At 62.5% G+C, this 11,907-nt stretch carries 12 protein-coding genes; 8 read left to right on the forward strand and 4 right to left on the reverse strand.

What is annotated here, in order from left to right:
- Positions 1-32: 32 nt before the first annotated feature.
- From J7392_RS07805 to J7392_RS07820, 4 genes are read left to right on the forward strand one after another with little or no spacing between them, the layout of a single operon-like run.
- Positions 33-818 (forward strand): ABC transporter ATP-binding protein, encoded by a 786-nt coding sequence (locus tag J7392_RS07805; RefSeq protein ID WP_209217046.1) that lies wholly within the window; start codon positions 33-35, stop codon positions 816-818.
- A complete protein-coding gene (locus tag J7392_RS07810) occupies positions 818-1,678 on the forward strand; it encodes an ABC transporter permease (protein WP_209217047.1) in 861 nt (286 codons plus the stop codon). The genes J7392_RS07805 and J7392_RS07810 overlap by 1 nt, the downstream gene beginning before the upstream one ends.
- Positions 1,678-2,517 (forward strand): ABC transporter permease, encoded by an 840-nt coding sequence (locus J7392_RS07815; RefSeq protein ID WP_209217292.1) that lies wholly within the window; start codon positions 1,678-1,680, stop codon positions 2,515-2,517. Before J7392_RS07810 ends, J7392_RS07815 begins: the two co-directional genes overlap by 1 nt.
- 27 nt (positions 2,518-2,544) lie before the next feature.
- Complete coding sequence (locus J7392_RS07820; protein ID WP_209217048.1) at positions 2,545-3,525, forward strand: ABC transporter substrate-binding protein; 981 nt, start codon at positions 2,545-2,547, stop codon at positions 3,523-3,525.
- Positions 3,526-3,768: 243 nt separating this feature from the next.
- Here the strand turns inward: J7392_RS07820 and J7392_RS07825 are convergent, their stop codons facing one another.
- Together J7392_RS07825 and J7392_RS07830 are read right to left on the reverse strand one after the other, a co-directional pair.
- On the reverse strand, positions 3,769-4,320 hold the full coding sequence (locus tag J7392_RS07825) for a L,D-transpeptidase (protein WP_067265327.1): 552 nt from the start codon (positions 4,318-4,320) through the stop codon (positions 3,769-3,771).
- 141 nt (positions 4,321-4,461) lie between these two features.
- Positions 4,462-4,668, reverse strand: a complete 207-nt coding sequence (locus J7392_RS07830) for a cold-shock protein (RefSeq protein ID WP_067265226.1) — start codon at positions 4,666-4,668, stop codon at positions 4,462-4,464.
- 374 nt (positions 4,669-5,042) lie between these two features.
- Between J7392_RS07830 and J7392_RS07835 the strand changes: the two genes are divergently transcribed.
- Positions 5,043-6,020: a response regulator gene (locus tag J7392_RS07835; RefSeq protein WP_231886370.1), complete on the forward strand. Its 978-nt coding sequence runs from the start codon at positions 5,043-5,045 to the stop codon at positions 6,018-6,020.
- A 281-nt stretch (positions 6,021-6,301) separates the two neighbouring features.
- On the opposite strand, the gene ettA is transcribed toward J7392_RS07835, so the two are convergent.
- Positions 6,302-7,957 carry an energy-dependent translational throttle protein EttA gene (ettA, locus tag J7392_RS07840; protein WP_209217049.1) on the reverse strand — a complete coding sequence of 552 codons (1,656 nt, stop codon included), beginning with the start codon at positions 7,955-7,957 and terminating at the stop codon, positions 6,302-6,304.
- Positions 7,958-8,310: 353 nt separating this feature from the next.
- Here ettA and J7392_RS07845 point away from each other — a divergent pair, with 353 nt between their 5' ends.
- The 3 genes from J7392_RS07845 (at position 8,311) to J7392_RS07855 (ending at position 10,983) form a co-directional block, all read left to right on the forward strand.
- The gene (locus J7392_RS07845; RefSeq protein WP_067265219.1) at positions 8,311-8,748 is read left to right on the forward strand and encodes a universal stress protein; all 438 of its coding nucleotides are present in this window, start codon (positions 8,311-8,313) and stop codon (positions 8,746-8,748) included.
- Between the two features lie 11 nt (positions 8,749-8,759).
- Entirely contained in the window at positions 8,760-10,307 is a 1,548-nt protein-coding gene (locus J7392_RS07850; protein ID WP_209217050.1) for an alanine/glycine:cation symporter family protein, read from the forward strand.
- Positions 10,308-10,389: 82 nt separating this feature from the next.
- Complete coding sequence (locus tag J7392_RS07855; RefSeq protein WP_209217293.1) at positions 10,390-10,983, forward strand: nicotinate-nucleotide adenylyltransferase; 594 nt, start codon at positions 10,390-10,392, stop codon at positions 10,981-10,983.
- Here J7392_RS07855 and J7392_RS07860 read toward each other — a convergent pair.
- Entirely contained in the window at positions 10,975-11,808 is an 834-nt protein-coding gene (locus J7392_RS07860) for a DMT family transporter (protein ID WP_209217051.1), read from the reverse strand. The genes J7392_RS07855 and J7392_RS07860 overlap by 9 nt on opposite strands.
- Positions 11,809-11,907 lie beyond the last annotated feature (99 nt).

Here is an 11,907-nt window from a genome sequence, read left to right on the forward strand (position 1 = left end):
AAAAGCGGCCGACCAACAGGGAAGTAAAATACGTGAATGACAGCCAGAGCGTGATCAGCGCCAGCAATCTTGACCTGACCTTTCAAACCAATGACGGGCCGGTCCACGCGTTGAAAGACGTGAACCTTGAGATCCACAAAGGGGATTTCGTCAGCTTCATCGGCCCCTCGGGCTGCGGCAAGACGACCTTTCTGAGGGTCATGGCCGACCTCGAGCAGCCCACGGGCGGCAGCGTGACCATCAACGGCGTCTCGCCCGAGGAAGCGCGTAAATCGCGGGCCTATGGCTACGTCTTTCAGGCGGCGGGGCTCTACCCATGGCGCACCATCGGCGGCAACATCCGCCTGCCGCTTGAGATCATGGGCGTGCCCCGGGCCGAGCAGGCCGAGCGGGTGAAACGGGTGCTCGACCTCGTGGAGCTTTCGGGGTTCGAGAAGAAGTTTCCCTGGCAATTGTCGGGCGGGATGCAGCAGCGTGCCTCCATCGCGCGGGCGCTGTCCTTCGATGCCGACATCCTGCTGATGGACGAACCCTTCGGCGCGCTCGACGAGATCGTGCGCGACCACCTCAACGAGCAGCTCTTGAAGCTCTGGGCGCGCACCGAAAAGACCATCGCCTTCGTCACCCATTCGATCCCCGAAGCGGTGTATCTTTCCACCAAGATCGTGGTGATGAGCCCGCGTCCGGGCCGGATTGCCGACGTGATCGAAAGTCCGCTGCCGCGCGAACGGCCTTTGGAGATTCGCGAGACGCCGGAATTCCTCGAGATCGCGCACCGCGTGCGCGAGGGGCTGCGCGCCGGGCATGGGGACGATTGATGCGTAACATTATCCCCGTTCTCACGGTCGTGGGTCTGTTGATCGTCGTCTGGTATGGCGCGGCTGTCGCGCTCAACGCGCAATGGGCGCGGGATGTGGCGGCACGGGCCGATAAAACGCTGACATTCTCGGAATTGGTGGCCGACACCTGGTCGCAGGAGAAACCGAAACTCCCCGCGCCGCATCAGGTTGGCGCGGAACTGTGGAAGACCACGGTGGAGAAAAAGGTCACCTCGAAACGCTCGCTGATCTATCACACATGGGTCACCTTCAGCGCGACCTTTCTGGGCTTCGTCATGGGCACCGCGCTCGGCACGCTTCTCGCCGTCGGCATCGTCTTCAACCGCACGATGGACATGAGCGTGATGCCTTGGGTGATCGCCAGCCAGACGATTCCGATCCTCGCCATCGCACCGATGATCATCGTGGTGCTGAATGCCGTGGGGCTTTCGGGCCTGCTGCCCAAGGCGATCATCAGCATGTATCTGTCGTTCTTCCCCGTCGTCGTGGGCATGGTGAAGGGGCTGCGCAGCCCCGACCAGATGCAGCTTGACCAGATGCGGACATGGAACGCGAGCGGCTGGCAGACCTTCTGGAAACTGCGGCTGCCGTCCTCGATGCCCTATTTCTTCACCTCGCTGAAGGTGGGCGTCGCGGCCTCGCTGGTCGGGGCCATTGTGGGCGAGATGCCGACGGGGGCTGTCGCGGGCCTCGGCGCGCGGCTGCTCGCGGGCAGCTACTACGGTCAGACCGTGCAGATCTGGAGCGCGCTTCTCATGGCCGCAGCCCTTGCGGCGGCCATGGTGGGGCTTATCGGGCTGGTGCAGCGGCTGACCTTGAAACGGATGGGGATGGCATGATGGGCTGGGTTCTTTTTGCCATCGTCGCATGGGTCGCGGGCCTGTCGCTCAACGTCTGGCTGGCGCGGCAGCGGCCTTCGCGCGGCGCGTCGCTGGCGGCACCGCTGGTCTTTGGCATCACGCTGATCGCCGTTTGGGAGGGCGTGGTGCGCGGGTTCGAGATCAACCAAGTGCTGCTGCCTGCGCCCTCGGTCATCGCGGCGCGCATGGCCACGTCGCTCGATATCCTGTGGATCGACTTCGTGCAGACCGTGATCAAGGGGGCGCTGAGCGGTTACATCATCGGCTGCGGCGCGGCCTTCCTGATCGCGCTGGCCATCGACCGCTTCCCCTTTCTGCAACGTGGCTTGCTGCCGGTGGGCAACTTCGTGGCTGCGCTGCCGATCATCGGCATGGCGCCGATCATGGTGATGTGGTTCGGCTTCGGCTGGCAATCGAAAGCGGCGATTGTCGTGGTCATGGTGTTCTTCCCGATGCTGGTGAACACGGTGCAGGGGCTGCAGGCCAGCGACGCGATGCAGCGCGACCTGATGCGCACCTATGCGGCGGGCTATTGGCGGACGCTTCTGAAGCTGCGGCTGCCCGCGGCGATGCCCTTTGTCTTCAACGGGTTGAAGATCGGCACCACCCTTGCCCTCATTGGCGCCATCGTTGCTGAATTCTTCGGCTCTCCGGTGCTGGGGATGGGCTTTCGCATCTCCACCTCGGTGGGTCAGCTTGCGCTTGATCTGGTCTGGGCCGAGATTGTTGTCGCGGCAATAGCCGGATCGGCGTTCTATGGTATCATGGCCCTTATCGAAGGACGGGTGACCTTCTGGCACCCCAGCCAAAGGAACTAGAGACGACCAACCAACAGGGAGATAAAAATGAAAACCATCACGAAGATCGCCGCCGGGGCCGCCTTGGGCCTCTGGGGGGGCGTGGCGCAGGCCGCCGACGACCTGACGCTACAGCTCAAATGGGTCACGCAGGCCCAGTTCGCGGGCTATTATGTGGCCAAGGACAAGGGGTTCTATGAAGAAGAGGGGCTGGACGTCACGATCAAGCCCGGCGGCCCGGACATCGCGCCGGTGCAGGTGCTCTTGGGCGGCGGGGCTGACGTGATGGTGGACTGGCTGCCCTCGGCGCTGGCCGCGCGGGAGAAGGGCGCGCCGATCGTGAACATCGCGCAACCTTTCGCCAAATCGGGGCTGATGCTGACCTGTCTGAAAGAGCATGGCATCGAGAGCCCCGAGGATTTCCCCGGCAACACGTTGGGCACTTGGTTCTTCGGCAACGAGATCCCGCTGATGAGCTGGATGGGCAAGCTGGGCTATCCCACCGATGGCTCCGACGGTGGGGTGACGATCCAGAAGATCAACTTCAACGTCGACCCCCTACTGCAAAAGCAGGTCGAATGCGCCACCACCATGACCTACAACGAATATTGGCAGGTGATCGACGCAGGGCTGACGCCCGAGGATTTGGTGGTCTTCAAATACGAAGACGAAGGCATCTCCACGCTGGAGGACGGTCTTTATACCACCGAGGAGAACCTCGAAGACCCCGAGATGGTCGACAAACTGGCGCGTTTCGTCCGGGCCTCCATGAAAGGCTGGAAATACGCCGAGGAGAACGTCGAAGAAGCCGCCGACATCGTGCTGGAAAACGACCAGACCGGCGCGCAGACCGAAAAGCACCAGACCCGCATGATGGGCGAGATCGCGAAGCTGACCGAGGGCAGCGACGGGCGGCTGGACGAGGCGGCCTTTGATCGCAGTGCGGCGATCACCATGGAAGGTGGCATGATCACCAAGGAGCCCGAGGGCGCTTGGACGCATGACATTACGGATAAAGCGCTTCAGTAAGCTCTGGCGTCCATGATGAGGGGAGGGGCCGGCGCTGCGCTGGCCCTTTTTCTTGGTGGGAAGGGCCAGCGCCTGCACGCGGGTCGGCGATCCGACGGAGCCTCGTGCCGCTTTATGGCTCAGTCGTGACGCGCCTTCGCAATGGCGCACCCGAACTCACTAAATCGCCTACCCGTCCGGGCGGGCAGGCGATGGCCCGGCGCCTGCGGCTTGATTCCGGGCTGGGTGTTGTCGAAAGGGGCCCTAGAGCACCGTGACCTTTGTCCCAATCGGCACCCGCTGGTACAGGTCGATCACATGCTCGTTCAGCATCCGGATACAGCCGTTCGACACGGACCGCCCGATGGAGTTCGGCTGCGTGGTGCCGTGAATGCGGAAATAAGTGTCCCGCCCGTTTTGGAACAGATAGAGCGCCCGCGCGCCCAAGGGGTTGCCGGGGCCGCCGGGCTGGGCGTCGGTGTTGCCGATGAAGCGTTTGTAGGCCTGTGGGTCGCGTTCGATCATCTCATTGGTTGGCCGCCATGTGGGCCATTCCTTTTTCACGTCGATGGTCGCGGTGCCGGTGAACTCCAGCCCCGCTTTGCCGACGCCCACGCCATAGCGCATCGCTTGGCCCGGCGACGTCACGAAATAGAGATAATGGCTCCGCGGCAGGATCAGCAATTGCCCGGGCGCATATTGCGCCTTGACCGGGACCATCTGCGGGGCGGGGTCATAGGCGGCGGTGCGGGCCTGCGCCATCAGGGGAAGGGCGGCCGCGGCCACGGTGCTGGTCAAAAAGGTACGGCGGCGCATGGCAGGCTCCATCAAAATAATGCGTTTCGCCCGCATTTTGCCATGGGAGGCCATTTTAGCAAGGCCGGACATAAAAAAACCGACCTGCCGGTGTCAGCAGGTCGGTTCGAATTCTTGCATCAGGGCCGAAGCCCCCGGGCCTTAGGCCAGCGCGAGGTTGGTCGCGGATTCACGGCCGTCACGGCCTGCTTCGATGTCGAAGGTCACTTTCTGGTTGTCGGCCAGGCCGGTCAGGCCAGCGCGCTCAACAGCGGAAATGTGCACGAAAACGTCTTTGCTGCCGCCATCGGGAGCAATGAAGCCGAAGCCTTTAGTTGTGTTGAACCATTTTACGGTGCCAGTGGCCATATCCGTAGTCTCCATATTTATGCCATCCGCGTTGGTGCGATGGCCCGGCGTGGTTGGTCTGGATCGATAGACTGAGCGCCGTATGAGGGAGACAGTGGGTCGAAAAAGATAACGTCTGCACCGTCTATATTGCACTCGGGGGGGATTCGTTCAAGGGGCATCGCATTTTGGCGGGTTTCGGCGCGCTTTGCCGCGTGGTTTTCGGCAAATTCCCGCCACGAAGTTTCGCGATCCCCATATTTTGCGGGAAACACGCCAATTTGCACCGTCCCGAGTTTGCCGCAAACCGGTCTCATTACTGCCCGGCGCAGGTGGTTTTTTGCCAGAAAGCCCCAAGTGCGCCTGCCAGCGCCCCCCATGTGGAGTAACGAGACATGATGCGTATCCTTGCCGTAGACGATGACCCGGTCATCCTTGATCTGCTCACAGGTTGCCTGACCGAAAATGACAATTACGAGCTGACCTGCTGCGAAAGCTCGGAAGAAGCGCTGGAGATCATGCAGGAGTCGAACCGGCCCTTCGATTCCTTCCTGCTTGATATCATGATGCCGGGCATCAACGGGATCAGCCTGTGTGAGATGATCCGCGATGTGCCCTTTTACCGCGCCGTGCCGATCATCATGATCACCGCCAGCAAAGAGCCTGCGATGATGCAGCGGGCATTTGATGCGGGTGCCACGGATTTCCTTTGCAAACCATTGGATGGTGTCGAACTCAGCGCGCGTATCAATGCCGCCAGCATGCTCAACGCGTCTCTGCTGCGCGAGCGCGAGGCGCAGCATACGCTGGCCGAGTTGACGCAGATGATGCAGATCCGCTTTGACGAGGATTTCGATCTCGATGTCTCGGCCTGTAGCAATGTCTCCGCGCTTGAGAATTACCTGCTGCGCCTGCCAAGCGGCTGTTTCTCGATGAGCCTGTTTTCGATCTCGGTCGAGGGGGCGCGCGGCATCTATCGCGCGGTCAAGGCGCCGGCCTTCCGCCGCCAGATGGAGCAGGTGGCCCGCGCTTCGGTACATTCGCTGGAGGGCATGCGTTTTCATCTGGCCTATGCAGGCAGCGGGCGTTTCATCGGCGTGGTGATGAGCCGCGCGCGGTTGAACACGGCCTCTATGGCCGAGCGGATGCGCGAGCATCTGGAGAAGAACTGGGACGGCAAGGGCATGAACGGCGGGCTGGCCCCGTCCTTGCAGGTGCATTCGGTGACCGAACAGCGCCTCTGGTCGGGCCTGTCGGCCAGCAACAAACTGCGCGAATATCTGCAAAGCTGGGATCCGCTGCATGGTTTGGTGCGGCATGATGAGGATAACCTCTTTGCCCAGCTGGAGACGGCGATCGACGACGAACGCTAAGGGCAGGAGCCTTTGAAGGGATAGACCCGTCCGCATTGCGGGCGGGTTTTTGCGTTCATGTGCTGAGGGCGTCGCCCTCCCTGGGGGCGATCCGCAACGGCGCTGTTTGGCGGGGCGCTGCAAGATGTGGAGGTCTGGCAAGCTGTTGCAGCGTTGCAAAATCGCCCTCCGGGGGGAGGGAGGGCGATGCCCGGTGTACCACCGGGCGGCCCAGTGGCAATGGAGCGCACGAAAAAGGGCGCCGGAAATCCGACGCCCTTTAGATCGCTAAGTCGCAATCCTTACCGCGCGAACTTCTTGTGCTTCAGGCGCTTGGGCTCCAGCGCATCGGCACCCAGACGGCGCTTCTTGTCTTCTTCGTAGTCCTCGAAGTTGCCCTCGAACCATTCGACATGCGCCTCGCCCTCGAAGGCCAGAATATGCGTACAAATCCGGTCGAGGAAGAAACGGTCGTGCGAGATGACCACGGCGCAGCCCGCAAAATCCACAAGCGCGTCTTCGAGAGCGCGGAGGGTTTCGACGTCCAAGTCGTTGGTCGGCTCATCGAGCAGCAGCACGTTGCCGCCCTCTTTCAGCAGCCGCGCCATGTGCACGCGGTTGCGCTCACCACCCGACAGGAGGCCCACTTTCTTCTGCTGGTCGCCGCCCTTGAAGTTGAAGGACGAGCAATAGGCGCGGGAGTTCACCTCGGCGTCGCCGAGCTTGATCAGTTCCGCACCGCCCGAGATCGCCTGCCAGACGGTGTCCTCTGGGTTCAGGTCGTCGCGGCTCTGGTCGACGTAGGACAGCTCGACCGTGTCGCCGTATTCGATGCTGCCCTCGTCGGGTTTCTCGTGCCCGGTCAGCATCTTGAAGAGCGTCGATTTACCCGCGCCGTTGGGGCCGATCACGCCGACGATGCCACCGGGCGGCAGCGAGAAGTCGAGCCCGTCGATCAACTGCTTGTCGCCCATGTGCTTCTTCAGACCTTCGACCTCGATCACCTTGTTCCCGAGGCGCGGACCGTTGGGGATGACGATCTGGGCGCGGGAAAGCTTTTCGCGTTCGGACTGTTCGGCCATCTCGTTATAGGCCGCGATACGGGCCTTGGATTTCGCCTGACGGGCCTTGGCGCCTTGGCGCATCCATTCGAGTTCGCGCTCCAGCGTCTTTTGCTTGGACTTGTCCTCGCGGGCTTCTTGGGCCAGCCGCTTGGCCTTCTGCTCCAACCAGTCGGAGTAGTTGCCCTCGTAAGGAATGCCGCGGCCGCGGTCGAGTTCGAGGATCCAGCCGGTGATGTCGTCGAGAAAGTAACGGTCGTGGGTGACGCAGAGGATGGTGCCCTTGTAGTCGATCAGGTGCTGCTGCAGCCAAGCGATGGTCTCGGCGTCGAGGTGGTTGGTCGGTTCATCGAGCAGCAGCATGTCGGGTGCTTCGAGAAGCAGCTTACAGAGCGCCACGCGGCGCGCCTCACCGCCCGAGAGGTTTTCCGGCATCGCGTCGTCCGGCGGGCAGCGCAGCGCCTCCATCGACACGTCGATCTGGCTGTCGAGGTCCCAGAGGTTCTGCGCGTCGATGTCGTCTTGCAGCTTGGCCATCTCCTCGGCGGTCTCATCCGAGTAGTTCATCGCCAATTCGTTGTAACGGTCGAGGATCGCCTTCTTCTCGGAGACGCCCTCCATCACGTTTTCGCGCACGGTTTTTTCGGGGTCGAGCTTCGGCTCCTGCGGCAGGTAGCCGACTTTCGCGCCCTCGGCGGCCCAGGCCTCGCCCGAGAAATCCTTGTCGAGCCCGGCCATGATCTTGAGCAGGGTGGATTTACCCGCGCCGTTGACGCCGACGACACCGATCTTCACGCCGGGCAGGAAGTTCAGGTGGATGTTTTCGAATGTCTTCTTGCCCCCGGGATAGGTCTTGGAGACGCCGGACATGTGATAGACGTATTGATAGGCGGCCATTGGAGAATCCTTGCAACGCGTTTTGGGGTTTGCAGTCCAATATCGCCCGGGCGGGGCAATATCAAACACTCTGTACCGCGCAGGCACCTTGCCCGGCGGCGGTTTGCGTGGCGTGCCTGTGGCGCGCGCAGGCGGCATGGCTGGGCAGGCTATTGGATGGTTTTGCAAGGGTTTGGCAGGCGATCCGCGCAGTCGATCAGTGAAATTCGGTCGACTTTTCTGCCGTTTTCGCGCTAGAATTTATTCAATCTGCGGTTGGACGGTAAAAACCGCCTACCGCAGAGTAGGGAGGTTGAAGGCGGTTCTCACCGTTCGCGGTGCGCCGGTTTCAGCGCAACAACAGGGAAATACTCATGACAAAATCCACCATCGTTGTGGGTCTGGACGGGTCGGAGGCCGGCGCGCGAGCCTTGGCGTTTGCCCAGTCACAGGCCAAACAGATCGGGGATTGTTCGATCACCGTTTGCTTTGTGATCGAATGGTCGCCTTTCACCTTTCAGACCAAGGAAGAGAACGAGCAGCGCCACAAGCGGCGCGAGCAGGAGTTGCAGCGTGCCCATGACGTGGTGCTCGACCCTGCCGTGGCCGAGGCCAAGGCCGCAGGTGTCGAGGTCGAGGGACTCGTGCGGCATGGCGACGTGGCCGACATCCTCGAAGCGGTGGCCAAAAAGCGCGGCGCGGTTCAGATCGTCGTCGGGCGGGTTGGTGAGCGGGGCCTCAAGCGGCTCTTTGGTGGGGTGACGGGCCGGTTGGTCGCAGGCTCCAGCGTGCCGGTCACGATCATTCCCTGAAAGGAAACGCCATGAACAAGTTACTGACCTTTGCGATGGCGGCCTTTGCGTCATTGCTGCCGGGCCTTGCCGCCGCGCAAGAGGCTGCGGGCATCGACCAACGTATCAACCAGATCTTTGCCGATTACACCGGTTGGTATGTGTCATTCATCTTTGCCCCGCTGCCGGGGACGAATTTCTCTTGGATCGCGCTGTGGCTGGTCGTGGGGGCCGTGGTCTTCACCGTCTATTTCGGGGCCATCCAGCTCAAAGGGTTCTGGCATTCGATCCAGCTTGTGAAGGGGGATTACTCCGATCCCGACGATGCGGGCGAGGTGAGCCACTTTCAGGCGCTGGCGACGGCGCTGTCGGGCACCGTGGGTCTGGGCAATATCGCGGGCGTTGCGGTGGCGGTCAGCATCGGCGGGCCGGGGGCGACCTTTTGGATGGTGATCGCGGGCCTCTTCGGCATGGCGACCAAGTTCACCGAATGTACGCTCGGGGTGAAATACCGCAATGAATTCCCCGACGGCCATGTCTCGGGCGGGCCGATGTATTACATCGTCAAAGGATTTTCCGAGCGGGGCCTGCCGCTGGGGGGCTTCATGGCGGTGCTCTTTTCGATCTTCACCATCCTCGGCGCGCTTGGCGGCGGCAATATGTTCCAAGCCAACCAAGCCCATGCGCAGCTTGCCGGTGTCTTGGGGGACTATCCGGGCTGGATCACCGGGGTTGTCCTTGCGGGCGTGACCTTTGCGGTGATCGCGGGCGGTCTGAAATCCATCGCGCGGGTGACCGAAAAGATCGTGCCTTTCATGGGTATCTTCTATGTGCTGGTCTCGATCCTGATCCTGATCATCAACTGGGATATGATCGGCTGGGCCTTTGGCCAGATCTTCATGGGCGCCTTTACCGGTCTGGGCGTTGTCGGCGGCTTTACCGGCGCGTTGATCCAAGGCTTCCGCCGTGCGGCGTTCTCAAACGAAGCGGGCATCGGCTCGGCGGCCATCGCCCACTCGGCGGTGCGCACCAAAGAGCCGGTGACCGAAGGCTATGTCGCCCTTTTGGAGCCCTTCATCGACACGGTGGTGATCTGCACCATGACCGCGCTGGTCATCGTAATCAGCGGTGTACTCAACCAAGACCCTGAAACCGGTCTCTACATCTGGAACGCCGAGGCAGGCCGGATCGCGACTGAGGGCGACGTGAGCGGCGTGGCGCTGACCTCGGCGGCCTATGCGCGGGCCTTCTCGTGGTTCCCGGTGCTCTTGATGGTGGCGGTGGTGCTCTTTGCCTTCTCGACCATGATCAGCTGGTCCTACTACGGGCTCAAGGCATGGACCTATCTCTTTGGCGAAGGGGCGGCGAAGGAGCTGACCTTCAAGGTGATCTTCTGCCTCTTCATCGTGATCGGCGCGGCGGCGAGCCTTGGGCCGGTGATCGACTTCAGCGACGCCATGCTCTTCTCCATGGCGATCGTGAACATCATCGCGCTCTACTTCCTGATGCCGATCGTGAAGCGAGAGCTGAACAGCTATGTCGCGCGGCTGCGTTCGGGCGAGATCGTGAAGCACAAGTAAGGGCTTCGCATTGACAAAGGGCTGCAATGCCCCTCCTTTGGCCCCTGATTTCGGATCGGGGGCCATTTTCTTGCGCAATACCATGCCATTCGCCACCAAAGGGCAGGTCGTGGGCCTGTTGGGCGGGTCTTTTGACCCGGCGCATGAGGGGCATGCGCATATCACCCGCGAGGCATTGAAACGGTTCGGGCTGGATCGGGTCTGGTGGCTGCTGAGCCCCGGCAATCCGTTGAAAGAGCATGGCCCGGCGCCGATGGCGCAGCGCATGGCGCGGGCGCGGGCGGTGATGGATCACCCCAAGGTTGAGATCACGGGTATCGAGGCGCAGCTTGGCACGCGCTACACCGCACAGACGCTGGCGGCGCTGCGGCGGCACTATCCCGGGGTGCGGTTCGTCTGGCTGATGGGGGCCGACAACCTTGCGCAGTTCCATCTGTGGCAAGACTGGCGGCAGATCATGGAGACGGTGCCGGTGGGCGTGCTGGCGCGGCCCGGGCAGCGCATCTCGGCCCGGATGAGCCGGGCGGCGGCGCTTTATGCGCCCTACCGGATCGCGGGGCGGAACAGCCAGTTGCTGGGCCGCGCCACGGCGCCTGCGTGGTGTTTCGTCAATGTGCCGATGGTCGATGTCTCTTCCACCGCATTGCGCGCGGCGGGGGGCTGGCGTTCAGCGTAGCCGGGCCGAGGTGATGCCCGCGGTGATGATCACCGCAAGCCCCGCCCAAGTCAGCGCATCGGGCAGGGTGCTGAACAGGAACAACCCCAGCAGCACCGCCGCGATCAGTTGGAAATAGACCAGCGGCGCCAGCCGCGTGGCAGGCGCCCGGCGGTAGGCATAGAGCAGCAGCAGATTGCCCAGCATCGAAAACAGCGCGCTCGCGGTGGCCAGCCCCGCCACGGGCAGGGTGGCTGCGGGTAGGTTCATCAGCCCCAGAGGCAGCAGCATCACCGCGCTCATCGCCAGTTGGGTGAAGGTCAGCGCTAGCGGCGGGGCGAGGTCCGACAGCCAGCGCGACATGGTGAGAAAGACGCCGTAGAACAGCCCCGCCGCCACGGCAAAGAGCAGCCCCGGCCCGCCAGTGCCACCGCCCAACCCCGGGCGCACCACCAGCAGCACGCCGCAAAAGCCCATGAGGATCAACGCGCTGCGCAGCAGGCTGATGCGCTCGCGCAAAAAGATGGCGGCCAGCAGGTAGCTGATCATCGGCCCGATGAAGAAGGCGGCGAAGACATTGGCAATCGCCTCGGTCCTGAGCGCGGTTTGAATGCAGGTGATCCCCAAGGCCAAGGTGCCCGCCCGCAGCCAGAGCCGCCAATCGCGCATCAGCCCCCATGTGCCACGGGGCAGGAACGGCAGCACCATCAGCGCCCCGATGGCAAAGCGCGACCATGCCACGAAGACCGGTGCCACCCCCATGCCAGAGGTCAGGATTTTACCCGCGCTGTCCCCTGCGGGGATCAGTGACATGGCGATGAACATGATCGGAATGGCGCGTTGCATGACGTTGGGTTAGCAGGTCGGCGGTTTTGTGCAACCGCGAAAGCTCCACCCTTGTCAGACCGGTTGTGGCCGAACGCCGCTTGGGGTTTATATCAAGCC

Origin of the sequence: Sulfitobacter sp. R18_1 (genome assembly GCF_017743915.1) — a bacterium.
Lineage (GTDB): Bacteria > Pseudomonadota > Alphaproteobacteria > Rhodobacterales > Rhodobacteraceae > Sulfitobacter > Sulfitobacter faviae.